This is a genomic window from Paenibacillus sp. J31R34, from assembly GCF_059383715.1.
In genome coordinates, this window is the sequence record NZ_JBXENU010000005.1 from 172119 (window position 1) to 196756 (window position 24638).

The window sequence follows — 24638 nt, forward strand, 5'->3', positions numbered from 1 at the left end:
GCGGATGAGAGTTGAACCTGGGGAGATGACGAGTTGAGGTATTTTACACATGCTGCTGCACGGCGCAGAGTGCTGTTAATTGGCCTGGTTGGGGCTATATTATTTATGGTTGCCGGGTTCGCAGTGGGGTGGCTCTGGATGGGGCATCGTTATCCGATGCTGAAAGAGCCTGCATTCCAGAACTTTGCGGTATCCTACAATACCATTATGGATAAATATTTAAATGGAGCGGATGGCGAGGATTTGATCAATGGCGCCTCCGAGGGAATGGTAGCATCGCTGGAAGATCCGTATTCCCGCTATTTAATCGAGGAACAGGGCGATGCCTATACGCAAGGCTATGAGGGCGAGTTTTCTGGAGTTGGGGCGGAGGTGCGTGAGCAGGATGGGCAGTTCATCATTCATGCGCTGACCCCCAAAGCGCCGGCAGAACGCGGAGGCGTGCAATCCGGCGATATTATTGCGGCGGTTGACGGCCAGGATACGAAGGCGATTAAGTTTCAGGATCTGATTGCACTTATGCGCGGCAAGTCCGGTACCGAGGTGACGCTGACGCTGCAGCGCTTGGGAGAAACGGAGCCAATCGAGATCACGCTTAAGCGTGAGGCGATTCCAGTGTATACCGTAACCTCAGAGATGCTGGAGGATGGCATCGGACATATTACAATTAGCCGTTTCGCCCAGAAGACGGCTACAGAATTTGATGAAGCGGTAGCGAAAATGAAGGAGCAGGGCATGACGAAGCTGCTGCTGGATCTTCGCTCTAATCCAGGCGGACTGTTGCAGCCGACGATTGCGATTGGCAGCAAGCTGATTCCGAAGGGAAAAGTGATTCTGGAGGTCGTCTATAAAGAAGAAAGCAACCCGATTGTTTATAAATCGACCCAAAAGGAAGAGTGGACGATTCCAATCGTTGTGCTTGTGAACGGCCAGTCGGCAAGTGCAAGCGAGGTGTTGACAGCCGCGCTCAAGGAGTCGGCGGGAGCAACCGTCGTTGGCGAGAAAACGTATGGCAAAGGCGTCGTTCAAGCGTTTGAGCAATTTAAGGATGGCTCGGTGCTCAGCTTGACCGAGGCACAGTGGAAAACACCTGCTGGCACGTGGATACACAAGGTTGGCGTCTTGCCTAATGAGGTTGTCAGCCTGCCTGCTTTTGCAAGCTTACGTCCGCTTCCGGTCGGCAGCGAGCTGAAAAACGGCAGCTACGGCGAAGACGTCAAGACGCTGCAATCCATGCTGAAGGAGCTCGGTTATGCGTCCGTGGGCAAAGACGGCTTGTTCGATGATGCGACGGAGGCGGCGATGCGCGCTTTTCAGAAGGCAGAGAAGCTGGACGTTACCGGATCGCTTAATGACAAGACGGCGTACAAAATTGTCGAGCTGCTCAAGGAAAAGCTGGATAAGGAGGATACTCAGCTGCAGCGAGGCATAGAACTATTGAAAAAATAAGGTGGCTGCCGCCCCGTGGCTATTGACAACGGTAATGATTATTACTATCATTTGATAGGGAGCCTTTTGGATCGAGCAGACGATTGCCTGATCATACAAAAGCGCCAACCATAATCAGACAGCCGTTGCGGCAGCGGGGTGACACACCTATTGAAGATCAAATATTGCACCAAAAATTTCAAAAACGGGACGAAGCCGGTCTATAAGGCGATGAAGGATAAGTTTCCCGACATCAAGATGAAGAAGTCCGATTGTCTCGGAAATTGCAAAACATGCAGGCATGAATGTTTTGCCGTGGTGAAGTCCAAGGTGGTCAGCGCTCCGTCAGCCGAGAAGCTTTATAAGGAATTAAAAAAATTAATTGGATAAATATAGGGTGGGCGGCTTTTGCCGTCCTCCTTTTTTGTGTTAAGATAGAGGCAACTCCGAAAAAGAAGAGGTGCATAAGTAATGAATGATCAATTAGCTGAAGCTTTAAACGAACAAATGAACTTTGAATTTTATTCGGCGCATGTGTATCTTGCAATGGCAGCCTATTGTTCTGGTGAAAGTCTGGACGGGTTTGCGAATTTCTTTATTATCCAGGCTGAGGAAGAGCGTTTCCATGGCATGAAAATATATAAATTCCTAAACGACCGCAACCGTCGTGCTACCTTGTCTGCTCTGCACGAGCCTAAGAACGAATATGCATCGATGCTGGATGCGTTCGAGCGTGCTTACGCGCATGAACAGCAAAACACTCGCAAGTTCTACAACCTTGCTGACCTTGCGCTCAGCGAGCGCGAGCACGCGACGATCTACTTCCTGAAATGGTTCATCGATGAGCAGGTAGAAGAGGAGTCCTTGTTCGACGGTATCATTTCGAAGCTGAAACGCATTGATAAAGACAGCAACGCGTTTTATATGCTGGATGCTGAATTTGCACAGCGCACGTTCACGCCTCCTGCGGAATAAATGAGAAAGAGGGATTGGCACTTACGCCAATCCCTCTTTTTGTCCAAATATAGGGAAGGATATCATTTCGCTATCCATTCTCTATATTTCTCGGAATGAAACGCGCAGCGCCGTTAAGGACGGCGACAGCCGTTTCACCTTGCCCATACAGTTGAATAAATGAATCGACTAAGTCCGGGTCAAACTGGGTGCCGCGCATCTCTTTAATGTAAGCGAGCGCCTGCTCCTCCGACCATTTTTCCTTGTAGGGGCGTTTGCTGGTAAGGGCGTCGAAAACATCAACGATGCTTACGATGCGCGCTTCAATGGGGATTGCTTCTCCAGCAAGCTTATGCGGATAGCCCTTGCCATCCCACCGTTCATGATGGTGCAAAATAATATGCCTGCTCGCCGTCAGCTCGCTAGTAAACAGCTCGTCATTAAACTCGTTGAAAATCTTCTCAATAATGTCGACGCCAATAAACGTGTGCATTTCAATAATGGTGCGTTCATAGTCAGCAAGCGGACCTGGCTTATACAAAATTCCCTCGGGAATGCCTGATTTTCCGATATCATGCAAAATGCTCGCTGAGGCGATGCGGCTAAGCCGTTCTTCTTTCCATCCCAGCTGCATGCGCTCATTATGATAACGCACAAGCTCCTCCGTAAGATCCCTCACCCGCACAAGATGCGACTCAATGCCAGGATCGCGAATTTCACAGGAAATGGCGAGCACCTTGAGCAGCGAGCCTTGAATATGCCCAATCCGTTCCTGAGGCATATAGAAGCCGCTAGGGAGCTGCTCCAATTCACGGAAAATACCGATATAATACCAGCTCTCATCCACACATAAAGGTGTGATCGTAATGGAGGAATGCCACAGCTGTCCATCCTTGCGGCGGTTAATGAATACGCCAGACCATGGCCGCTTTGCCTTTAACGCTTCCTTCATGCTCTCATGAATATGTCCAGGAGTAAGGCTGGTGCGAACAATACCGGCCGTTTTACCTAAAATTTCTCTGCGGCTGTAGCCGGTTATCACTTCATAGCTCGAATTGATTTCTAATATTTGATGCTGATCATCCGTAATAATAACGGCATCACCTAATTGTAAAAAGGTTCTAAGCTGATCGTTCATCCAGTAGCCACCCCACTTATAGGCATTTATTTATTTATTTATTTATTTATTTATTTAAAAGCGTTGAGTAAAAAAGAAGAAACGGCCGCCGGTTTGCCGCGATAATAACCAGGCGAGCTGATGTACAGCTCTTCCTTGGCACGCGTAACGGCGACGTAAGCGAGCCGGCGTTCTTCCTCCAGTGCAGCCTCGGCAACGTCATCCCCCGTCTGAATAGCGCTGCGGTCACTATTTTTGCTCGCGGACAGCGCGGAGCTGTGCGGCAAAATGCCATCGGATGCCCCGCTGACGAACACAACGGGAAACTCCAGACCCTTTGATTTGTGGATCGTCATAAAATGGACGGCGTCAGCGCCCCGGCTCGCCAGCTTGAGCTGCCTCATCTCCTGCAGCTTCACTGCAATTTCGTCCACGAATGCCAAAAACTCGGCAATCGTGGCAAAACGTTTGGAAGCGGTTTCCAGCTCGTCCAGCGTTTCCTTCAAGGCGTCCTTGTGCTCGGTAAGCGTCTGGCTTTTATCGGCTTGGATGTAATTGTCATAAAAGCCATCGCGCAGCAGGCGAATAGCCTGCTCAGGCTTAAGCTTAGGCAAGGAGCGAATGAGCCGCAGCCGCTCTTTGATTTTTTCCTGATGAAATTCCTTAATGCCGGGGAAGCGGACGAGGTGGATCAGCGGCCATTTCTTGGCTTGCTGCTTCTCTTCGTTCCAAATGAAAGCCATCGCCTGCTCCGGCTTGACATAAAGCGTCGCCAGTATATTTTGCATCGCATCAAAATGACGCCGATCGATCGCCAGCCGCAAATGGGCAATGATTGGCTTTACGACCCATTGCTCATAAAAGGACTCGCCTCCGCCGTAATCAATAAACGGAATTTGCCGTATGACCAGCTGGTCGAAGATGGCGCGGCTGCTGCTTGCCGTACGAAACAAAATGGCGAAATCCTGATAGCTGCGCTTCCCCTGGCTCTGCGTCTCCGTGATTTTATTGACAATCAGCTGGGCCTCATCGTCGGTATTGCCGGGCCTTGCAAATGTTGGGGAGTGACTTTGCGTCTTCGCCACTTTGAGCGACTTGGGACGGCGCTGCTTGTTGCTGCTAATAATCACATTGCCCAGCCCGACAATGGCAGCCCCGGAGCGATAGTTAATGTCGAGCACAACATTTTTGCTGGTCGGATATTGCTGTTCAAAATTCAAAATATAATCGTTGCGCGCCCCGTTAAACGAATAAATCGTCTGATCATCATCGCCAACGACCATCAAATTGCCATGCTGCTTAACAAGCAGCTTAATTAGCTCATACTGCACCTTATTCGTATCCTGAAACTCATCGATCATCACGTAGCGGAAGCGGCGCTGGAGCATCTCGAGCAAGTTCTGATCGGTCGTCAGCAGCCGATAAGCGGCCAGCAGCATATCATCATAGTCGATCAGCTGCTGCTCCGACTTCCACTGCTCATAGCATTCAAACAGAATTTTCAGCTGCTTGTCCTCTTCTGTTTTGGCGGGAAGCTCATGGAGCTCCAGCATTTCCAGCTTGTAGGCTGAAAATAACGTAATGAGCGTCTCCGGCTGATACGTCTCATGCAAATTGCGTTCGCGCAGCAGTCGCTTGAAAAAAATCTGCTTCCGGCCGCTGTCGCCTAGAATCGCCTGTCTCATGCCACGCCTGCGCAGCAGCTGCAAGCAGAAAGAATGGAAGGTCCTTGCTTCCACCGCAGCGGCAGCACTTTCAGAAATGCCGGGCAGCGTGGCGATGCGCGACTTCATTTCCTCCGCTGCTTTTTTGGAAAACGTCATGAGCAGCAGCTGGGAAGCCATTACGCTGCGGACAGACAGCAAATAAGCCGTTCGGCAGACGAGAACGGAGGTTTTGCCTGAGCCAGCTCCAGCAAGCGTGAGCAGCGGCCCCTCGGTATGGCGAACAGCAGCAATTTGCGCTTCATTCAGCTGGATGCCGTGCTGCTCCAGCGAGCGGAAAAAAGCGGCATCGGCTTCCCCGCTTCTGACAAGCTGTTTGCTCGTATCAGCTGTCGCCTGATTTGCCCGTGGCATTATGTTTGTTGTTACACCGTAAGGTCTGGGATAATATTTTGTACGTGTTTGTTCCATATGTATAATCACCTGTGCTTGATTATAGCATGGCTTAATGGATTAGGATAAACTAATTGAAGAATAACAATAGGAGATGAGCGAAATGATTGTTCCAGCGAAAAAAGAGGATGTGCAGCAAATTATGCCGCTTCTGCATGCTGCCATTGGCGATATCGCCTGTACGCTAACGGGCGCTCAAGACGAGCAGGAGGCTATGAATATACTGGCAGATTTTTATGTGGAAAAAGGAAATAGGCTCAGCTACGAGCATGTGCTTGTCGCCTGGGAGGGGGATGCCATCGCTGGCATGGCGCTCGGTTACGGCGGTGACGCTGCTGAGAAGCTGGACGCTCCGCTGCTGTCGCGAATCCGCCAGAAGCCAGCCCATGCTGGCTATCAGATTATGACGGAGGCAAGACCCGGGGAATATTATTTGGATTCCGTGGCGGTAAATCCCGCCTATCAAGGAAAGGGGATAGCGCGGGCTTTGATCGGCGCGCTGGAGAAGAAGGCCAAGGATGCGGGCTGGCCCCGCCTATCGCTCATTGCGCTGGATGATAACGAGAAGGCGACGGCGCTCTATATTCGGATGGGCTATGCCGAGGATGGGGAGCTTGAGCTGGCAGGACACCGCTACATTCGTATGGTAAAGCAGCTGATGCAATAATGGATTGCGAAGTGGAGAGCAAACAGGTACGATAGCCATATGGCAAATATTCCATTCATTTACTAACTTGCTAGAAGCAGCTTTGGAGGCATAACAGATGAAAGACATAAGCATTCGTATCGTAGAGCCACTAAATGAAACGTTGCACCAACTCATTCAATTACTAGATGAGGAACTGCTGGAGCGCTATCCGGCGGAAGAGGTGCATGGGCTTGATTTTACCGATCCGGGCATCAAAGACACTACATTTATTGTCGCTTTTTCCGGGGACGAGCCTGTGGGCTGCGGTGCCATTCGGCCGCTCGATGCCCAATATACGGAGCTGAAACGCTTTTTCGTGCGCAAAGAAAGCCGGAAGCTCGGCATCGCGGCTGCTATGCTTACTTTTTTGGAGGATCAGGCGCAGCTGCTCGGCTTTGCGGGCATTCGTCTGGAGACGGGGCCCGAGCAGCCTGAGTCGTTGAAGTTTTATGAAAAGCAAGGCTATGTATTTATCGGGAAATTTGGCGAATATGTCGACTATGAGCTGAGCATGTGTTATGAGAAGCGTTTTGGCGCATAAAGAAGGGGAGAACACGATGAATGTATTTGAAGGATGCAGCAAGCAAAGCCTAGGCAAGGAACTGTTATGGATTAATGAGCCGAAGAGCTGGGAAGTGAATGAGCACAAACAGCTGGTTGTGCAAGCACCGCCGATGGGCGATTTTTTTATCGATCCGGCAGGAGGAAATACGAAAAATTCTGCTCCTTTCCTATATACATTAGTTGAAGGCGATTTCTATGCCTTCACTCGCGTTGCGGTTGATATGAAGCAGACGTACGATTCCGGCTGCCTGATGATCATGGCGGATGAAGACCACTGGGCAAAGCTTTGCTCGGAGTTTTTTGACGATATGCCGTCCATTCTCAGCGTTGTAACGCGTGGAGCCTCCGATGATTGTGTTTCCAGCGATGCCCAGATCGTTCGTCCTTTTTTGCGTATTGCTCGGGCAGGCAATTGCTTTGCATTCCATTATTCGCATGATGGCGTCAAATGGAAAATGGTTCGTTATTTTGGGATGGATGTTCCCGCTACGATTAAAGTGGGCGTCGTAGCCCAATCACCGATTGGCGAAGGCAGCGTCGCAACGTTTGATTATTTAAAAATCAGCACAAACGTAATTGGCGATATCCGCAGCGTTAATTAAGAACGTGTTGCAGCTGCAATAGGAGCAGCGGAGAGCAGCTACTTCATGCCAATGGTGCTGAACAGGAAGGCAATGAGCTCGGTTGGGCCAGGCATGTCGGGGAAAAAAACGAGCAAAATCGCCAAAGCTGCCGTTATGGCGGTTATGGTGACGGCCGTATTGATTTCCCGGCGGCTGCTCCGCCCCCCGTGAGCTTCTCCATATACAATAATAACGGAGACGAGCACAATACCTGTAATAAATAGTGCCTTCATCGCGAGCCCTCCTGCATGTTTATGCTGCATTTATTCATTGGATTGGCCCGGTATCCCTTGCGGATCACCGGATTTTCCTGTGCGCAAAATGCGAGCCTCTACTTGGATTTTCGTTTTTATTTTTGGAAAATCGCTTTCCCACTGGGCCTTTTTTGCCTTCCATTTATGTGGGAAATGATTGCGGTACGCATTCGCATAGCCGAAAAAATCCGTTTTCAGCTTATGCTGGGTTAATTGCAGTGCGGCTTCCGCTCGCTGTTTAAACTGTTCTTGAAACAAAGCCTGAATTTTTTCCACATTCGGCGGTGGCAGGAGCGACAGATCGGTTGTATTCAAGATGACATCGCCCTTTGTTTTAATGTTGACCTCCATCGTCCAGTTTCCGTCAGCAAAGCCGGGAATAAACTCGGTGCGAATGAATTGCGGTTTTATGGTGACAGCCGCTTGTTTGTTCGCTTCGTCTGGATTAACCGTTAAAACGATATTGTCCAGCTGATTAAGCAGCATAAGCACGCCAAGGCTCATCGGCTCAGTCACGACGTGAATTTCCCGGTCATTGCGAATCATGGCCAGCCCGAATATAAACGGCATCGTAGCTTTCTTGTTTTGTCCAGACTCGGGCCGAGGAATTTTCAGTCTGGAAAGAACAGCTGATTTGCCTAGACCCTCCAGCGCTTGGGCCAAATCAAGCACCGTCATTTTGGTGCCCAGCTTCATGTTGCCCATTTCACGCAAAGCTTCCGCCGAGCTTCGCTCAAGAGGAGGCAGCAGGGAGAGGATATCCTGTGCTTTAGGCTCACTAATATAAACATAGGCATGCTCGCGAAATTGGGAGAAGCGCAGCAGAAAGTCCATATACTCGCGAATGCCGAGCTTTGCTGTCTTTTCTCCTATGACAATGGCCTCGCAATGTCCCCAGAAAACATGGCGGGATATTTTGCGCTGCAGCCGCGCCATTGCATCCGCAATATTGCTCCCTTCAGCGGTTTGCACCATCGTAACGCCGCTCGGAGAGCCTTCACTGCCACCGGTCCCACCAGTTGCGCTGCTGCCGCTTTGACGCGGAATGAAAATTTGAATCGATAGATGGACTTTGCCGTTTTTGGTTCGATCAATGCCTGTTGCCAACACCATTGCCAAATCATTAATTTCCACGCGATCCCAGCAGCCCTGCAAGAGCATCGCGCTGCATGCCGCCAGAAGCAGGAGCGCGATTTTGCGTCGCAGATTGTGCAGCTTGCTGCTCATCATGGGGAAGCCTTCTTTTTGCGGGTCAGCTTATTTTTAAGGAGCATGAGCAGCAGAAGCAGCATAGGCAGCACGAACAGGCTTATGATTGTATACGTGTTTCCGGATATGCTGATCAAATTGGCGATATCGCCCTGGCTTCTGGCTGACCAGTAGGCAAAAACCGTACATTGAAGGGCAAGTGGCATAACGATAGAACGGTAATGCTTCAATTTAAGCCAATCCGCCACAGTAATCGAATAGACATATAGAAATACCGATATTTTCACAAAAATGCCTGAAATCCATATGGCAATAACGAGCGCTTCCAAATGCTGCATAAAGTCGGCAATTGTAATATAACGGGCAGCAATCATGACGGGATAAATAAAGCTGGTAGTCAAATCCCCCATGAGAAACAAGCATACGAGATTGGTGACAATCATTGTAATGGTGACAAACAGCACCGATAGCATGCTTTTGCGCATCGCTTTCTCACGGTCGTTAACAAAGGGAAGCAGAAAAGCGATCAAAATATATTCACTGAACCAGGCGGCTGGCGCCAGCGCACCTTTAATCGATGGAGCTATGCCATTTTCGGCAATCGGCAGCAGCTCGGAAGGATGAAGCTCGCCGATTAGCAAAATAAATAGAAAGGCCGAAAGAAATATAAATACCGCTGTAAAAATTTGAGAAGTTCTGCCAATAACCTCGATGCCGAGCCGGGCATTAATGGCACATACGAGCACCATTGATCCGGTTACCACGAACTGCGGCGTCATCGGCAATGCATTGCTAATAATAAACTCGCCATATTGGCGAATAATGATGCCTGTTAGATGGGGCAAATAAAAAATATAAAACAAGCCTACCAGAAAGCCCGGAACAGCTCCAAGCAGGCTGAAGCTCGTTCGTATCAGGGTGCTGTCCGGCTTCAGCCGATTGAGCTTGATGGCCACCCATACGGTCAGCATGCCAAACAAGCCTGCCCAAATCGGAGAGAGCCACATATCTTGATGGGCATGGGTCATCGTAATGCTGGGCACAGACAAAAACGACGTAGCGAGAATCGAAGGATAAAGCAAAATAGCCATTTGAGACGATGATATTTTTCCAGTTTCAAGCATTGGAGCTTTAGCCCCCTCCGTTATCATTTTTGGCAGGTTTTGGATGACGCGGGTTATTTTTTGTTCCCGCTTGGACTGCTGCGCATAGGATGCCGTTCTTTTCGGGCTTTGTTCATCCATGCGGGAGCACGCCAGATGACATCGCGAAGGGTCCCCATCGATGCTGGCGTAACGGGTGACAAATAGGGAACGCCGAAGGAACGCAGACTCGACAAATGGATGACGATTAAAATCAGCCCCAGCATCATGCCGATCAGTCCGAGCGTGCCCGCCATCAGCATAATGGGAAACCGCAGCAGACGTGAGGCAATGCCTGCTGCATACCGCGGAATCATAAACGAGGCGATGCCCGTTGTGGCTACAACAATGACCATAGGCGCGGAGACGATGCCTGCCGAAGTAGCGGCTTGTCCGATGATCAGTGCTCCCACGATGCTGACGGCAGCACCGACCTGCCTCGGCAGCCGCACCCCGGCTTCACGCAGCGCTTCAAAGGCAATTTCCATAATCAGGGCTTCGACGAGTGCTGGAAAAGGAATTTCCTCCCGCGCCTTGGCGATGCTGAGCAGCAGCACTGTTGGAATCATTTCCTGATGAAAGGTCGTAATCGCGACATAGGCTGATGGAAGAAGCAGTGACAGCAGGAAAAAAACATAGCGCAGCCAGCGTACAAAGGTACTCATAATAAAGTGCTGATAGTAGTCCTCGACAGACTGCAGCATGGAAAACAAGGTCACGGGTGCGACGAGGGCAAAGGGTGTCCCATCCATTAATATGGCGAATCGCCCTTCAAGCAAATTTGCGCATACAACGTCTGGCCTCTCGGTTGCGATCATTTGTGGAAATGGCGAATAAGGTGAATCGGCAATCCACTCCTCGATATATTCGCTTTCCAAAATACCATCGGTGTCAATAGCGGCAAGCCGCTTCAGCGCCTCATCGACGGTAGCAGGATTTGCCGCTCCCTCCAAGTAGAGAATACCGATATCGGTACGCGTATATTCGCCAATGGTCATCGTGAGCAGCTTCATCTTCGGGCTTTTCATTTTGCGGCGCAGCAGCGACAGATTAATGGACAGTACTTCATTAAACGATTCGCGAGGGCCACGAACGGTAGATTCCGCCGAAGGCTCCTCAATGCTGCGATGCTCGATTTTCTGCAGGCCAAACGATAGCGCCTCCTCGCTCCCGTCGATGAAAAGCAGCGGCATGCCGCTGCTGATGGCATCGATAGCGTCCTCCAGCGTGCGCACTGTATTGGCAGCGGCGATGGGCAGCAAGCCCAGCAGCTGTGCGGGAGTAGCAGCAGTCAAGCTGCCGGCATTGCTCGCAAGCGGACGCAAAACGAAGAGATTCAGCTGCTCGTCATCGCACATGCTAATATGAAACACGAGCATGGCGTCCGCGAGCTCGCCGATTCGCAAGGAATGGAAGGAGAGGTCATCGCAGTCCGCATACACACGCCGCAGCTCTGCCATATTTTCATCTAATCGCTGGGAAAGAGGCCTCTGCTCTTCAGACGAATGATCGTCTGGCTGCTGCCAATCTGCCTTTGCTGTTTTGTGCTTCCAATTGCTGCGTTTGAATCCGAGCATGGCAGTCCCTCGCTTCCAGTTGATTAGACAACTCCGTGCCCTTAGCGTTTCCAGTGTGTTCCTTTCCTATGTAAGGAAGTAGATATTTTCAGAAGTGGTGAATTATTGTGACAGGGTGTTGAAAAAAAAGCACGCTTGAATTATAATTGATAATGATAATCATTATATATGGATGAGCGATCATTCAGCTGTGCCAATAGGCCGGGAAGGTGGGAAATGATAAAGCATATGAGAAACTCGATACGGATGGGCTTTCAAGAAGAGGATACACACTTTAGGCATAACACCGAATCTGTTGCAGGAGGAAGAAGCAAGCTTGGACAGACGGTTGAATATATGAAACGCCATTATCAAAAACCTATTACAAGGGATATGCTTGCCAGCATGGTTGGCATTACGCCGGAGCATTATTCCCGCGCCTTCAAGAAACATATGGGCATCAGCCCAATTGATTATTTGATTGCCATTCGCATTGACCGGGCTAAGGGACTATTGAAGGAGACGAATGCGACGGTGCGCAGCATCGCTCGTCAGGTTGGCTACGAAGACCCGTATTATTTCAGCCGCCGCTTCAAGCAGGAGGTCGGTGTAGCACCTTCCGCTTATGCGGTGCCTGGGTATAGTGCTGGATTATAAATAAAGGATGAAGCATGTCGGAGCTCAATAGACCCGGCATGTTTTTTTTATACTGGATATTAAGACACAGCAGGTTTAGACTGAATGGGTAGCGATAATGAGAGCCTTGATTGATTACATAGTAGACAGGAGGAATTAGAATGGATTTGGGTATGCAAGGGAAACGTGCCATTGTGACGGGAGGAAGCAAGGGAATTGGACTTGCCACCGCGCTGCGGCTGGCGGCTGAGGGAGCGGAAGTGGCGATCGTTGCCAGACAGGAGGGGCCGCTGCAAGAGGCAGCAGAACGAATTGAGCAGGCGACAGGCAAAAGGCCGCTTATCATCTCCGCCGATGTATCGGTCGAGGCCGAGGTACAGCGTGCTGTTGCCGAGGTGGTCCAGCAGCTTGGCGGTGTCGACATTCTCGTAAACAATGCCGGAACGTCAGCAGCGCTGCCATTCGATAAGGTAGAGCCTGATGCGTGGGCAGCCGATCTTGACCTCAAGCTGTATGCGGCCATTCATTTCACGCGTGCGGCGCTTCCCTATCTCCGTAAGGCGGGGGGCGGCGCCATCGTAAATGTAACGGCTATCGGCGGCAAGACGCCGGCAGGCTCCTCGCTGCCCACTTCGGTAAGCCGTGCAGCTGGTCTTGCGTTGACGAAAGCAATGAGCAAGGATTTGGCTGGCGATGGCATTCGTGTGAATGCTGTCTGCATCGGCCTTATTCGCAGCGATCAAATAGAGCGCATGTGGAAACAGAGCGCTTCCGATCTATCGTGGGAGGAGTTTGCGGCAAGCCCGAGGCATGATATACCGCTTGGACGCATCGGCAATCCTGAGGAAGCGGCGAATGTCATCGCTTTTCTCGTCTCGGAAGCAGCTTCCTTCGTTACGGGAACTTCCGTCAATATTGACGGCGGCAAGGCAGCGGTGCTGTAGCTCCATTTGAAAAATAAACCCGGCATCAGCAAGCATCTTTCCTTATGCATGCAAGCAGAGCAGCTAGCTGCGACTTCATTCTTCGCAGCTAGCTGCTCTAAAGCTCCGCTGCCGCTGCAATCGTCTGGTTGCGGCCCGCATTTTTTGCTTGATACAGCGCTTGATCCGCTTTCTGGAGCAGCTCCTCGGGGCTGGTGCCATGCAGCGGATATTGCGCGACTCCCTGTGAGATTGTTACGCGTCCTACGACCGGATCTACTCCCTCCTCCACAGCCATTCGCAGCTGTTCGGCAACTAAGTAAGCTTCCCCAAGCGCCGTCTGCTGAAGCAAAATAACAAGCTCCTCCCCGCCATAGCGGTAGCCGATATCTTCTGGCCGAATGGAATGAATGACGGTCTGCGCCAGTTGCTTAAGCACTGCATCTCCTGCTTGATGGCCATACTTATCATTGACTCGCTTGAAACGGTCAATATCGATAATAATAATGGAGAAGGGCAGCTTCTCTTCCATCCATAACGTCAAAAACTTGATTAAGGTGCGCCTGTTCATGAGCCCCGTCAGCGGGTCCGTTTCCGCATCTTTCGTTAACTGATGATGCTGGGCCTGAATAAGTGATCCTACATTAATGGTTGATTTGATCAGCAGATCCGTTTCCCTAATCCAGTGGTTTTTGCGCCAGGAGCTAAGCTCGCCTGGATCACCAAGCTGACTGACAAACTGCGAAAGCCTTAGAAACGGATTGGCGATGCTTCGCGCCAATATAACGACAGCGAATATAAGCAGCAGCAGTGGTATGGCAACCGTGACGGCAACATTTTGGAAATGATAAAAGAGCTGATCCTTGATGCTTTGCACAGGAGTTGCTACTACGATACCCCAGCCATTTTCCTTGACGCTGGCGTATCCGATAAGCAGCTTGCTGCCGTCCAAATTAGTGACGGTTTCGCTGCCGCTTTGCCCAGCCATCAGCTTTTTCACAACCATATTTTCGCTGATGTTTCTGCCGACAAGCATCGGGTCAGGATGAAACAGTAGATTACCCTGCTGATCCACAAGATATAAATAAGACTCCAAAAAGTCATTCGTATTTTTCTCGAAAATTGTATTCATAACATTATTTTTCTTTAAATAAATGCTGCCGCCAATAAAGCCCTTGTATTGCTGGTTTTTGTCATACAGCGGCTCGCTTACCATAATAAATAAATTGCCTGTTCGTTCATCGAAAAAAGGGTCCGATATGCTCGACCGTCTCGATGCCAGCGCTTGCTTCAAGGAATCCGACGTAATCGGCTCATTGATTAAGTTATTTATTCCCTCCGTAGCCCCTCTTATCATTCCATGTTGATCCACAACCACGATAGAATTAAAAAAATTGCTGCTGCGCTTCATTAAATTTAAATCCTCATTCATCCTCTGGGCTTGATTAGGCCCGTCCCACATGCCCTCCTGATCTCTTTGCACACTATATTTCAGGCTTAACCGTATCGTCTTGGTTAAGGCGTCCAGCGTATCGCTCATTTTGCTCGCTTTGGAGAAATTGGTGGAAAGGGCCGTACGTTCCATTAATTGCTTGCTCGATTGGAAGGCTGAAAACATCACGAGGATAATCGTAACCAGGACGCATAAAGAAACGAGTCCGCTAAGTACGGTTGCCAAGCTGATTTTACTCTTTTTATACGCTGGATGTGGGGCTTTCATCGTAATGACTTCCTTTCGTTTCGCGTAAAGTGCTAATCCAATGGTCCTATATCTGCTGAAAGGTTGATTCTACTGTTTTTTTTGGATTTGTGATAAAATTGAATTTGTAAAATGATGTACCGATACTGTCTGATGTACGAGTTTGAAAGCGTAATAATGAATTGGGGAGCCTGATTTGAATAGATTCTGAATGGAAGAGAAAACGGGAGAACTAGCTTGTACCGTTGCAGGCGTGCTGCTGGTGATTTATATTATACAGCCTGCATGGCGATTCAGACAGTAGCTGTGCTAAAGAAAACGATGCTTAATGCTACAACCTATTGGCTGTGAAAAGCTAGGAAGCTTGCTTTTTTGATATATCTATAATAAAATTAAGATGATAATGATTACAAATTGAGAAATTGCAAGCCGCATGCAAAGGAGGCTCATGAGCGATGAGTGAACTGGAAAATCATATAGATAGAATCAACCAGCAGCTGAAAGCGAAGGGCTACAAGCTGACGCATCAGCGCGCGATGACTTTAAGAGTGCTGCTGGAGAACGAGCAGGATCATCTCAGCGCAGAGGACGTATATATGCTGGTCAAGAAGTCATACCCAGAAATCGGGCTGGCGACCGTTTATCGGACGCTTGAGCTGCTGACCGAGCTGCATATTGTAGAAAAAATGAACTTTGGCGATGGCGTTGCCCGCTTCGACTTGCGTGACGACAGCCAAGAGCATATGCATCATCATCTGATCTGCGCCAAGTGCGGCGTGCTGAAGGAAATTCAAGAGGATTGGCTGCTTGAGCTGGAGCAGCGCGTACAGCGCGAATTCGGCTTCACCGTTACCGACCACCGATTGGATTTCACCGGCATGTTTCAAGGCTGCAATGCCGGAGATTGCAAGCGAGGCAAAGATACGAAAGCTAGCTAATTGTTAATTTTTGGAGAAATGCATGCGTATAAGCCAGCCAATGGCCTGAAAAACGCTGAATCCACCAAATAATGGGGATTCAGCGTTTTTTTTTACGGCATATTTATATTTGGTATTGATAATAAGGCTTGGTAAACCGTTATATAAGTATAGGACTTGCGGCTTAAACTACCAGTTAAGAAGGTGACAAAACATGAAGACTATATTGGTAGATAACGAGCCTCTAACGCTTAAGCTTCTGGAAGAGGAGCTGGGCAAAATTGGAGGCATCGATATTGTGGGGATTTTTTCTAATCCTGAGCTGGCGTTCCAGCATATTTTAGCTGATCCTCCGATCGCTTTATTTTTAGATATCGATACGCAGGAGCTTGGCGGAATACAGCTTGCTGAGCAAGTGCTGCAGCAATTTCCGGAAGTTATGCTTATTTTCCTAACTGAGCAAGAGAAATATGCGGTGAAAGCATTTGAGCTTAGCGCTCATGACTATATTATAAAGCCGTTCAACCATGAGCGGTTGTGCATAACGGTTGAACGGCTATTAAAGCGGGCCCGAATTGCTCCTCCTGCTGTACAACTAGTATCTGGCCCAGCTAAAATGATCCATTGCTTTCGATCACTGCGTATTGGGCCGAAGGGCGATGAGAGCGCAACGCTCAAATGGAAAACCTTGAAGGCGCAGGAGCTTTTCGCCTATTTGCTGGAGCATCGCGGGAAGCTGAACCGTAAAGAAGATTTGCTTGATCAGCTGTGGCCGGAAATCGAATGGCGGAAAGGCACCTCCCAGCTGTATACGGCGATTTATCAAATTCGGCGAATTATGCACAAAGAGGGTGTTGACATTCGGATCGTTAACCGTGATGAAGGCTACACGCTGGATTTGAATGGCGTGCTTCTGGATACGGAGGAGTGGGAGCGGAAAATCAAGAGAATCCCTCCGCTAACAGAAGAAACATTAGAGCAGCATCAGCAGATGCTGGAAATGTACCCTGGCGACTATTTGCTGGAGTATGCGTATGAATGGGCCGAAACGGAGCGTCGTCGGCTTCGCACCTTATGGCTGCGTCATGCCCAGCGCATTGCCCAGCATTATGATTCGATTGGCAATGAGGCAAAGGCAGTTCAGCAATATTTGCTCATTCAAAAACAGCTGCCCTCCGAGGAGCAGATTTATTTTGAACTGATGCGTTTGTATGACCGGATGAATGAAAGGTTTGCTGTACAGCGGCAGTACGACCAGCTCATACAGATGCTAAGGCAGGAGTTTGATGCCGAGCCGCTGACGCTGGTGCAGCAATGGTACGATCAATGGCAATACAAGCATAGCCAGCGTTTGTCCGCGCAATAAGCGAGATACAATGGCATAGCTGCTTTAGTCTATGCGAGCATTTTTGCAACATTTATTATAATGGGTTAAATTTACTGAAAATTTAAATATTTACCAACTGAAAAGAGGGAAAGAAATGGGGCATCTCCATGGCACCTATGATAGCTCACTAATTATTTTCTCCTACATTATTGCAGTACTTGCGTCTTTTGCAGCTTTGGATCTAGCCGAGAAGGTCGGTATTTCCTATGGCCGCAAACGCTGGATCGGCATTACGCTGGGTGCCGTTATTTTGGGAATGGGCATTTGGTCGATGCATTTTGTCGGCATGATGGCCTTCTCCCTGCCGGTCGTAGTAGCCTATGACCTGATCGTTGTACTGCTGTCGCTTCTCGCCGTCATCGTGGCCGCATTCGCTGCGCTCTATGTCATTGGAAGGGATGAATTGAAAACCGGCAGGCTGCTGGCAGGAGGATTGCTGCTGGCAACCGGTGTGTCGGTTATGCATTATGTAGGCATGGAGGCTATGCTGATTCAGATCCATTATGATCCGCTGTTGTTTTCACTTTCTATTTTTATTGCCTTTGCCGCATCTGTTGCTGCTTTATGGCTCGTATTTTATTTTCGCAAGACCAGCAAGCAGGTTATGTTTTGGAAAAAGCTAGGCGCAGGCATGATTATGGGAGCGGCTATCGCAGGCATGCATTATACAGGAATGATAGCGGCGACATTCAGCTCGAAAACTAAAACGGCGATCTTTTTTGAAATGGTACTGGAAAATAAGCTGCTTGCTTACGTCATTACAGCTGGAACGCTAATTACATGCTTGATGTCGCTGCTGGTCCTATTTGTCTCCAAACGGCTGGAGAGCAAGGAAACGCAGCTGGACGAGCATGAGAAGTGGTATAAGTCGTTGTTCGACAACAATTTAGATGGCATTATTACCGTTAATATTCAAGGCCAGATTATAGGCTTTAATCCAATCGCATTGGAAATTACAGGCTTAAAAAGCGAGCAGCTGCTCCATCAGCCTATAAATCTGTTATTGCCATATATTGTGCCAGACCAGCTGGATCATACAGTAGCGATGTTTACGAAAGCTTTTCAAGGTGAAGCCCAGCGGTATACATCTGCCATATTGCGAAATGGTGAGGAGCGCGTTGATATTAGCGTTGTAAGCGCTCCGGTTGTTGTGGGCGGTGCTGTTGTAGGTATTTACGTCATCGCCAAAGATATTTCAGAGGAGAAGCAAGCCGAGGAAAAGGTGAAGTATCTCGCCTTTCACGATGAGCTGACGGGCCTGCCGAACCGCAGGATGTTTAATCAAGTGCTGGAAGAAGAAATTGAGAAAACAAAACCGGCAGAGGAGGAAACGGGCGAAGACGACCCTGTTTTTGCCATCATGGTGCTGGATATCGACCGGTTCAAAATGATTAACGACTCGCTAGGCCATTCTTATGGCGACCTGTTCCTTCAAGAAATGGGCAACCGAATCCTCAGAAGTGTAGACGGCTATAATGTGCTGCTTGCTCGAATGGGCGGTGATGAATTTACCCTGCTGGTGCCTCATTCAGATGCAGGCATTGTGACGGAAATTGCCGAGAAAATTATTCATGCCATCCAGCTTCCTTATCGTCTCAAGGAAAGCGACTTTTATGTTTCGGCCAGCATCGGCATTGCTTTATATCCGCAGCATGGGATGGATACGAGCCAATTGCTTAAAAATGCAGATACAGCAATGTACGAGGTGAAGAAAAAAGGGAAAAATGGTTTTCAGTATTATTCGGCTGAGCTCAATGACAAGCTGATCAATAAAATTGAGCTCGAAGGCGACTTGCGAAAAGCGGTGGAGCAGGGTGAGCTTGAGCTTTACTACCAGCCCCAAATTAGAGCCGAGGATGAGCAAATGATTGGAATTGAGGCGCTTGTCCGCTGGAACCATCCAACGAAAGGCGTACTGTCGCCAGGCATTTTTATTCCGATTGCGGAGGAAACGGGCATTATTTATGAGCTTGGAACTTGGGTGCTCCGGGAAGCCTGCAGTCAAATGCGAAAATGGCATTTAGCGGGCGGACCGCTCATTCCTGTTTCAGTCAATTTATCCTCGCAGCAATTTCATCAGCCGTATTTGGCCGATTACGTGAAGGATATTTTGCGGGAGACGGGGCTAGAGCCGCATTTTTTAGAGCTGGAAATTACCGAAAGCATGATGATGGACGCATCGGTATCGACACCTATTTTGAACCAGCTTAATGAATTTGGCGTTCGGATTAGTCTCGATGATTTTGGAACGGGCTACAGCTCGCTTAGCTATTTGAAGATGTTCCCGATTCACAAGGTGAAAATCGATCGTTCCTTTATTCGCGATATTACGGAAAATGACAACGATAAGGCCATTGTATCCACCATTATTTCCATGGCCCAGCATTTAAATATGGAGGTTATTGCCGAGGGCATTGAAACGAAAGCCCAACTGGACATTTTAACTGATAAAGACTGTGAGAAGATACAAGGCTATTATTTCAGCCGTCCTTTGTCCGCTATTGATGTAGAAGAGGGATTTTTCATACCTAGTCGCCAAGAGAAAACAGCATTTCATTCCTGATTCAGCAGACAGCGGAGGTGGTAAGGTGGACTATTGGAAGAAATCTTTGCCAAATATGTACAAGCAGTTTCCTGAGCCGATTATAACAATAGGAGAAAACGGCTTCATTCTTCATATGAATGAGGCTGCTAAAAAATATCAGCGGGAGGCTATCCGCGATTTGCTTCCGGGAGCCAGATTGTCAAAGCTGAGACGAATAACGGAGGAGGAGGGCGCAAGGCTTGAGCAATTTTTGAGCCGGCCAGATGGCACCTGTTCCGAGCGCCATTTTTTAAATTTTGACGATTTAGATGGGAAAGTTATCAGTTGGGAGCTGTATAAGCTCCCTTATGATGCCAGCAGCCGCAGCTTAGGCAGCCATCTACTCATTCGGGATCGTTCGGAATCGGTTAGGCAGCAGAAGGAAAGTGAAGCTATTAGGGCGCGTTACAACGAGCTGCTGGGCTTGTACATAGATCCTATTGTCATTCATCAGGACTCCAAAATTGTGTTTATTAACGATGTGGCTGAGCAAACGATTGGCGGGACCAGCGAACAGCTGATTGGCCAGGATGTTTTTCGCTTTATTCATCCGAGTGATTGGGATATCGTAGCCGAGCGCGTGAAAATGATGCATCAGACGAAGCAGCGCTCCAATATAGAGGAAATTAGGCTGATCAGCTTTCGCAATGAGGTTTTTGAGGTTGAGACGATGAGTAAAATGATTGACCATAACGGCCGTCCAGCGGTTTTGACGATCATTCGAGATAATAGCGCCCGTAAAAAAGCGGAGCGCGAAATGATTCACCAGACTTTTCATGATTCTTTAAGCGGTCTGCCGAACCGTCTCCAGTTCAATCAGCAGCTGTCGAAAATGATTGAGCGCAGTAGTGCAGGTCTTAACGATGGGAGCAAGCAGGTTTCCCGTTTTGCCGTCATGGTGCTCGATCTTGACCGTTTCAAAAATATTAACGATTCACTTGGACATGCCTACGGGGATGTGTTCCTGAAGGAGATGGGCAGTCGTATTCAATCTTGTGTTAGAGAAAGTGAAACATTAGTAGCCCGTATGGGAGGAGATGAATTTACGTTATTAATTAATCGCTTTCAGGATGAGCAGCAGCTTGGGCTGCTGGCAGGAAGGATTACGGCTGCCATTCAGCAGCCCTACCGCCTGAAGGACACCGATTTTTATACGACGGTCAGCATTGGAATTGCCGTCTATCCGGACAATGGACAGGATACGGTACAATTGCTTAAAAATGCCGACACCGCGATGTATGAAGTGAAGCGCAACGGTAAAAACGGATATCAGTTTTATTCGTATGAATTTAATGAGCAGCTGCAGCTTAGGCTGGAGCTGGAAAGCGAGCTGCGCAAGGCGATGGAGCGCGAGGAATTTAGATTGTACTACCAGCCGCAAATCAGCTCCGCCGACAATCGGATGATTGGCGTTGAAGCGCTGATCAGGTGGGAGCATCCTACCAAAGGCATTATATCGCCTGGTATATTTATTCCGGTGGCTGAAGAAAGCGACTTGATTTACAGTATTGGCGAGTGGACGATGCGCGAGGCTTGCAGGCAAATGAAAAAGTGGCATGATGAGGGTGTTTTTTTCGCATCGGTATCCGTCAATTTATCGGCAAGACAGTTTCTTCAGCCGAATCTGGTTCAGCAAATTCATGTCATTTTAGAAGAGACGGGGCTTGATCCGAGCTTTCTAGTGCTGGAAATTACCGAGAGCATGATGATGGACGCCTCGCATTCCATTGGGATATTAAATGAATTAAATAGCACCGGCGTTAAAATCAGTCTCGATGATTTCGGGACGGGCTACAGCTCGCTCAGCTACTTAAAGCATTATCCAATATATAAGCTGAAAATAGACCGTTCCTTCATCATCGATATTACAACGGATGAGAGCGATCAAGCGATTGTCGCCACGATTATTTCCATGGCCAAGCATTTAAAGATGGAGGTCATAGCGGAAGGCATTGAAACGAAGGAACAGCTCGATTTTCTGACCAGTCATGACTGCAAGGAAATTCAAGGCTACTATTATTGCCGTCCGCTGCCGGCCCAAGTGCTGGAGGAAAAGTATTTAATGATTCAGGCGGAAAATGATGGCATATGGGGCGATTTGAAGCATTGAGACAGCCGTGTGATATGGAAAGCTGTTACTCCAAATGAAGATTCGCTTTGGCTTCACGTATAGGAAAGGATATGAATGTTCTCATCCTTTCTCTATATTTCTACGCGAAACGTTAGATTGTTTGACGCAGTTTTGGCAGACGCACGATTGGTTGCGCTGTTCAGGCGGTATTTGTTCAAGCAGGCTTTGCGGAACGCGCTCCCGGAAGCACCAGCAGGAGTGGGGCACCAGCCCTGCTTCTATGGCGCAGCCGTTTGGCCCGCCGCATAATGGACATTTTTTCATGGAGGAAAGCCCCTTTCTTCTAAGGGTCAAAAAAAATTAATAAAATGCTTGATAATAATAATCATTATTGGTAAAATACATAAAGAAAGAAGGGACCGCAACATCCCTTCCATCAGATCAGTTATTTAATTTCGAAAGTTCGGCAATCTGTTTCGCTCGCTTCGTGCGCCATATCTGCGCTATTGCTGACGATATAGATTGATGAAGCGCTGCATTTGTTGTCATCTACCCAATGACGGCAAGAGTCGACTTCGCACAATACGTCTTTAGCCATTACTATCACCTCCCATGGTTAGTAGTCGGTGCACAAATATAAAGCTTATTGACCTCTTATTGGCGTAAGGGGTTATTTGTGCTTTGTAGATAGTTACCCGTCCATCTTACCAAATGAAACCATCATTTACAACCTGTCCAATCAAGCAGCAGGCATGTTCTATCAGGTGCTATACGGCTTGCCCTCTATATAATAAGCATTCTCTCTATAGGTCCGAAATGCGATCTCTGCTTCCCCCGACTCAAGCTTCTCCATATAACGGTGTACAATAGCGGCAAAGCGGTCACGAACCTCCTGTCCGCGCTCAAACCAGCCAATTTCAATAAAAGGGAATGAACGATCAAGGGCAAGCCCCCCGTAAATAGAAGTGGTTGCAAGGCACTCTATTGTGAAATTGTCTACTCCGCAATCACAGAGGACGGCGAGCTCTTGAACGAGCTCAGGAGCTAGGCTGCGCAAGCCAGGGGCAGGCACACCGCGAAATAATAAATGAGGCATATGATAAGTTCTCCTTTCAGTTATAAAAGCTTAAGCTTTTCATTCTGCTGCACCTTATTTACCAGCCTACAAGCTTATCAGCTAAAAGTGCGTAACTTGCAGTCTACTATAAAGCAAGTTATCTTTATCTTAACAGAAATTTCTATTTAGCAGGGTTCATTGCACGGAAAGGATGTAAGATGATGAAAACAATAACGATGGCTGAAGTCGTTGCGGGGCAGCGAAAATGGTTTGAAAGTGGCAAGACACGTTCGGTTGCTGCGCGTATTCAGAAGCTGGAAAAGCTGCGCGAGGTGATGCAAAAGCATGAGCAGAAGCTGCTGGCAGCTTTAAAGACGGATTTAAATAAATCAGAGTTTGATGCGTATGCGATGGAGCTTGGCCTCATTTATACGGAATTTAGGCATACCATTAAGCATATAAGGGGCTGGGCGAAGCCGAGGCGCATCAAAACAGCGATGACGCATATGGGCAGCACCAGCAAAGTTATTTCTGAGCCCTATGGCGTAGCAGCTGTTATTGCACCGTGGAACTATCCGGTCCAGCTTGCGCTTGTTCCACTAATTGGAGCAATTGCAGCCGGTAATACCGTCATTTTGAAGCCATCAGAGCTTGCACCGAATGTAGCGGGCGCATTGGCAGCGATCATAGCGGAAGCCTTTGAGCCGGAGTGGGCAACGACGGTATTGGGTGATGCAGCGGTAAGCACGGAGCTGCTGGCTGAGAAGCTCGATTATATCTTTTTTACTGGGAGCGTTGGCGTAGGCAAAATCGTAATGACGGCAGCAGCTCAGCATTTGACGCCGGTTACGCTGGAGCTCGGGGGCAAGAGTCCCTGTATCGTGCATAAGGATGCGAATTTGGCACTCGCAGCGAAGCGAATTGCATTTGGCAAGTTTACAAACGCTGGACAAACCTGCGTTGCACCGGATTATTTATACGTTCACCGTGAGGTGAAGGAGCGCTTCGTCAAGCTGCTGAAGGCTGCGATTGAAGAGCTGTACGGCAGCGAGCCGCTAGATAATGACAGCTACACGCATATTATTAGCGATCGGCACTTTGCAAGGCTTGCCGACTTTATGAATGACGGACGTATTATCATTGGCGGGGAGAAGGATGCTGGGCGCCGGGTCATTGCGCCAACGGTGCTGGAGGGCTTGGACTGGCAGGCGCCAGTTATGCAGGAGGAGATTTTTGGCCCGCTGCTTCCGCTCCTTGAGTTTGATTCGATTGAGGAGGTCATGTCGGCTGTTGCCGCTCGTTCGCACCCGCTTGCGCTGTATTTGTTTACGGAAAGTACAGCTATTCAGCAGCAGGTTACAAGGGGATTGTCCTTTGGAGGCGGCTGCATTAACGATACATTAATGCATATGGCGTCGCCGCATTTGCCTATTGGCGGAGTAGGGGATAGCGGCATGGGCAGCTATCATGGGGAGAAGACCTTTTACACCTTCTCTCACCAGAAAAGCTTGCTTAAGCAAACAACGCGCTTTGACATGCCATTCCGTTATCCGACGTCCAAGTGGGGCAAGAAGCTGATTCGCAAGCTGCTCCGATAATTGCAATCGTAAAACCTCCTGAATTTTAGGAGGTTTTTTTAAATGCAAAGAAGACTTTACTGCTTAGGCATCTGCTATATGAAATTAATGGAAAACGAGGTAGAATATATGGGC

The 24638-nt window shown here is 48.7% G+C and carries 23 protein-coding genes; 13 read left to right on the plus strand and 10 right to left on the minus strand.

The window, feature by feature from the left end:
- The first annotated feature begins 33 nt into the window (after positions 1 to 33).
- From AC50YG_RS15810 to AC50YG_RS15820, 3 genes are all read left to right on the plus strand, one after another.
- Positions 34 to 1449 carry a S41 family peptidase gene (locus AC50YG_RS15810; RefSeq protein ID WP_494827982.1) on the plus strand — a complete coding sequence of 472 codons (1416 nt, stop codon included), beginning with the start codon at positions 34 to 36 and terminating at the stop codon, positions 1447 to 1449.
- A gap of 138 nt (positions 1450 to 1587) precedes the next feature.
- Positions 1588 to 1818, plus strand: a complete 231-nt coding sequence (locus AC50YG_RS15815; RefSeq protein ID WP_056041378.1) for a DUF1450 domain-containing protein — start codon at positions 1588 to 1590, stop codon at positions 1816 to 1818.
- 81 nt (positions 1819 to 1899) lie between these two features.
- Complete coding sequence (locus tag AC50YG_RS15820; protein ID WP_056041379.1) at positions 1900 to 2403, plus strand: ferritin; 504 nt, start codon at positions 1900 to 1902, stop codon at positions 2401 to 2403.
- A 70-nt stretch (positions 2404 to 2473) separates the two neighbouring features.
- On the opposite strand, the gene AC50YG_RS15825 is transcribed toward AC50YG_RS15820, so the two are convergent.
- Together AC50YG_RS15825 and AC50YG_RS15830 are read right to left on the minus strand one after the other, a co-directional pair.
- The gene (locus AC50YG_RS15825; RefSeq protein ID WP_494827983.1) at positions 2474 to 3520 is read right to left on the minus strand and encodes an HD-GYP domain-containing protein; all 1047 of its coding nucleotides are present in this window, start codon (positions 3518 to 3520) and stop codon (positions 2474 to 2476) included.
- Positions 3521 to 3570: 50 nt separating this feature from the next.
- Entirely contained in the window at positions 3571 to 5634 is a 2064-nt protein-coding gene (locus tag AC50YG_RS15830; RefSeq protein ID WP_494827984.1) for an ATP-dependent helicase, read from the minus strand.
- 85 nt (positions 5635 to 5719) lie between these two features.
- On the opposite strand from AC50YG_RS15830, the gene AC50YG_RS15835 reads away from it, so the two are divergent.
- The 3 genes from AC50YG_RS15835 to AC50YG_RS15845 all read left to right on the plus strand — a co-directional run bounded on the left by AC50YG_RS15835 (position 5720) and on the right by AC50YG_RS15845 (position 7470).
- A complete protein-coding gene (locus tag AC50YG_RS15835; RefSeq protein ID WP_494827985.1) occupies positions 5720 to 6283 on the plus strand; it encodes a GNAT family N-acetyltransferase in 564 nt (187 codons plus the stop codon).
- Positions 6284 to 6380: 97 nt separating this feature from the next.
- Entirely contained in the window at positions 6381 to 6845 is a 465-nt protein-coding gene (locus AC50YG_RS15840) for a GNAT family N-acetyltransferase (RefSeq protein WP_494827986.1), read from the plus strand.
- A gap of 16 nt (positions 6846 to 6861) precedes the next feature.
- A complete protein-coding gene (locus AC50YG_RS15845) occupies positions 6862 to 7470 on the plus strand; it encodes a DUF1349 domain-containing protein (RefSeq protein WP_494827987.1) in 609 nt (202 codons plus the stop codon).
- A gap of 38 nt (positions 7471 to 7508) precedes the next feature.
- On the opposite strand, the gene AC50YG_RS15850 is transcribed toward AC50YG_RS15845, so the two are convergent.
- From AC50YG_RS15850 to AC50YG_RS15865, 4 genes are read right to left on the minus strand one after another with little or no spacing between them, the layout of a single operon-like run.
- Positions 7509 to 7724: a hypothetical protein gene (locus tag AC50YG_RS15850; protein ID WP_341279040.1), complete on the minus strand. Its 216-nt coding sequence runs from the start codon at positions 7722 to 7724 to the stop codon at positions 7509 to 7511.
- A 30-nt stretch (positions 7725 to 7754) separates the two neighbouring features.
- Positions 7755 to 8975, minus strand: coding sequence for a Ger(x)C family spore germination protein (locus AC50YG_RS15855; RefSeq protein WP_494827988.1), 1221 nt, complete (start codon positions 8973 to 8975; stop codon positions 7755 to 7757).
- Positions 8972 to 10078: a GerAB/ArcD/ProY family transporter gene (locus AC50YG_RS15860; protein WP_494827989.1), complete on the minus strand. Its 1107-nt coding sequence runs from the start codon at positions 10076 to 10078 to the stop codon at positions 8972 to 8974. Before AC50YG_RS15860 ends, AC50YG_RS15855 begins: the two co-directional genes overlap by 4 nt.
- A 53-nt stretch (positions 10079 to 10131) precedes the next feature.
- Entirely contained in the window at positions 10132 to 11673 is a 1542-nt protein-coding gene (locus AC50YG_RS15865; protein ID WP_494827990.1) for a spore germination protein, read from the minus strand.
- Between the two features lie 216 nt (positions 11674 to 11889).
- On the opposite strand from AC50YG_RS15865, the gene AC50YG_RS15870 reads away from it, so the two are divergent.
- Entirely contained in the window at positions 11890 to 12309 is a 420-nt protein-coding gene (locus tag AC50YG_RS15870; protein WP_473760782.1) for a helix-turn-helix domain-containing protein, read from the plus strand.
- Positions 12310 to 12449: 140 nt separating this feature from the next.
- Positions 12450 to 13232 (plus strand): SDR family NAD(P)-dependent oxidoreductase, encoded by a 783-nt coding sequence (locus tag AC50YG_RS15875; protein WP_473760780.1) that lies wholly within the window; start codon positions 12450 to 12452, stop codon positions 13230 to 13232.
- 97 nt (positions 13233 to 13329) lie between these two features.
- Here the strand turns inward: AC50YG_RS15875 and AC50YG_RS15880 are convergent, their stop codons facing one another.
- On the minus strand, positions 13330 to 14931 hold the full coding sequence (locus AC50YG_RS15880; RefSeq protein WP_494827991.1) for a sensor domain-containing diguanylate cyclase: 1602 nt from the start codon (positions 14929 to 14931) through the stop codon (positions 13330 to 13332).
- 434 nt (positions 14932 to 15365) lie between these two features.
- Between AC50YG_RS15880 and fur the strand changes: the two genes are divergently transcribed.
- The 4 genes from fur to AC50YG_RS15900 all read left to right on the plus strand — a co-directional run bounded on the left by fur (position 15366) and on the right by AC50YG_RS15900 (position 21908).
- The gene (gene fur / locus AC50YG_RS15885) at positions 15366 to 15848 is read left to right on the plus strand and encodes a ferric iron uptake transcriptional regulator (RefSeq protein WP_494827992.1); all 483 of its coding nucleotides are present in this window, start codon (positions 15366 to 15368) and stop codon (positions 15846 to 15848) included.
- Positions 15849 to 16041: 193 nt separating this feature from the next.
- A complete protein-coding gene (locus AC50YG_RS15890; protein ID WP_494827993.1) occupies positions 16042 to 17193 on the plus strand; it encodes a response regulator in 1152 nt (383 codons plus the stop codon).
- A 115-nt stretch (positions 17194 to 17308) separates the two neighbouring features.
- The gene (locus AC50YG_RS15895) at positions 17309 to 19777 is read left to right on the plus strand and encodes a putative bifunctional diguanylate cyclase/phosphodiesterase (RefSeq protein ID WP_494827994.1); all 2469 of its coding nucleotides are present in this window, start codon (positions 17309 to 17311) and stop codon (positions 19775 to 19777) included.
- A gap of 25 nt (positions 19778 to 19802) precedes the next feature.
- Positions 19803 to 21908, plus strand: coding sequence for a putative bifunctional diguanylate cyclase/phosphodiesterase (locus AC50YG_RS15900; RefSeq protein ID WP_494827995.1), 2106 nt, complete (start codon positions 19803 to 19805; stop codon positions 21906 to 21908).
- 81 nt (positions 21909 to 21989) lie between these two features.
- Here AC50YG_RS15900 and AC50YG_RS15905 read toward each other — a convergent pair whose 3' ends face one another.
- The 3 genes from AC50YG_RS15905 to AC50YG_RS15915 all read right to left on the minus strand — a co-directional run bounded on the left by AC50YG_RS15905 (position 21990) and on the right by AC50YG_RS15915 (position 22965).
- Positions 21990 to 22193, minus strand: a complete 204-nt coding sequence (locus tag AC50YG_RS15905) for a cysteine-rich CWC family protein (protein ID WP_473760769.1) — start codon at positions 22191 to 22193, stop codon at positions 21990 to 21992.
- Between the two features lie 121 nt (positions 22194 to 22314).
- On the minus strand, positions 22315 to 22467 hold the full coding sequence (locus tag AC50YG_RS15910) for a DUF1540 domain-containing protein (protein ID WP_341279028.1): 153 nt from the start codon (positions 22465 to 22467) through the stop codon (positions 22315 to 22317).
- A gap of 162 nt (positions 22468 to 22629) precedes the next feature.
- Positions 22630 to 22965 (minus strand): DUF1904 family protein, encoded by a 336-nt coding sequence (locus AC50YG_RS15915; RefSeq protein ID WP_494827996.1) that lies wholly within the window; start codon positions 22963 to 22965, stop codon positions 22630 to 22632.
- 182 nt (positions 22966 to 23147) lie between these two features.
- On the opposite strand from AC50YG_RS15915, the gene AC50YG_RS15920 reads away from it, so the two are divergent.
- The gene (locus AC50YG_RS15920; protein ID WP_494827997.1) at positions 23148 to 24524 is read left to right on the plus strand and encodes an aldehyde dehydrogenase; all 1377 of its coding nucleotides are present in this window, start codon (positions 23148 to 23150) and stop codon (positions 24522 to 24524) included.
- Positions 24525 to 24638: the final 114 nt, after the last annotated feature.

Coding starts and splice junctions, on each gene's coding strand:
- AC50YG_RS15895 (WP_494827994.1), top strand. CDS start 17,309: ATGGGGCATCTCCATGGCACCTATGATAGCTCACTAATTATTTTCTCC.
- AC50YG_RS15875 (WP_473760780.1), top strand. CDS start 12,450: ATGGATTTGGGTATGCAAGGGAAACGTGCCATTGTGACGGGAGGAAGC.
- AC50YG_RS15890 (WP_494827993.1), top strand. CDS start 16,042: ATGAAGACTATATTGGTAGATAACGAGCCTCTAACGCTTAAGCTTCTG.
- AC50YG_RS15850 (WP_341279040.1), bottom strand. CDS start 7,724: ATGAAGGCACTATTTATTACAGGTATTGTGCTCGTCTCCGTTATTATT.
- AC50YG_RS15870 (WP_473760782.1), top strand. CDS start 11,890: ATGATAAAGCATATGAGAAACTCGATACGGATGGGCTTTCAAGAAGAG.
- AC50YG_RS15820 (WP_056041379.1), top strand. CDS start 1,900: ATGAATGATCAATTAGCTGAAGCTTTAAACGAACAAATGAACTTTGAA.
- AC50YG_RS15920 (WP_494827997.1), top strand. CDS start 23,148: ATGAAAACAATAACGATGGCTGAAGTCGTTGCGGGGCAGCGAAAATGG.
- AC50YG_RS15915 (WP_494827996.1), bottom strand. CDS start 22,965: ATGCCTCATTTATTATTTCGCGGTGTGCCTGCCCCTGGCTTGCGCAGC.
- AC50YG_RS15825 (WP_494827983.1), bottom strand. CDS start 3,520: ATGAACGATCAGCTTAGAACCTTTTTACAATTAGGTGATGCCGTTATT.
- AC50YG_RS15910 (WP_341279028.1), bottom strand. CDS start 22,467: ATGGCTAAAGACGTATTGTGCGAAGTCGACTCTTGCCGTCATTGGGTA.
- fur (WP_494827992.1), top strand. CDS start 15,366: ATGAGTGAACTGGAAAATCATATAGATAGAATCAACCAGCAGCTGAAA.
- AC50YG_RS15905 (WP_473760769.1), bottom strand. CDS start 22,193: ATGAAAAAATGTCCATTATGCGGCGGGCCAAACGGCTGCGCCATAGAA.
- AC50YG_RS15845 (WP_494827987.1), top strand. CDS start 6,862: ATGAATGTATTTGAAGGATGCAGCAAGCAAAGCCTAGGCAAGGAACTG.
- AC50YG_RS15865 (WP_494827990.1), bottom strand. CDS start 11,673: ATGCTCGGATTCAAACGCAGCAATTGGAAGCACAAAACAGCAAAGGCA.
- AC50YG_RS15840 (WP_494827986.1), top strand. CDS start 6,381: ATGAAAGACATAAGCATTCGTATCGTAGAGCCACTAAATGAAACGTTG.
- AC50YG_RS15855 (WP_494827988.1), bottom strand. CDS start 8,975: ATGATGAGCAGCAAGCTGCACAATCTGCGACGCAAAATCGCGCTCCTG.
- AC50YG_RS15835 (WP_494827985.1), top strand. CDS start 5,720: ATGATTGTTCCAGCGAAAAAAGAGGATGTGCAGCAAATTATGCCGCTT.
- AC50YG_RS15880 (WP_494827991.1), bottom strand. CDS start 14,931: ATGAAAGCCCCACATCCAGCGTATAAAAAGAGTAAAATCAGCTTGGCA.
- AC50YG_RS15860 (WP_494827989.1), bottom strand. CDS start 10,078: ATGCTTGAAACTGGAAAAATATCATCGTCTCAAATGGCTATTTTGCTT.
- AC50YG_RS15830 (WP_494827984.1), bottom strand. CDS start 5,634: ATGGAACAAACACGTACAAAATATTATCCCAGACCTTACGGTGTAACA.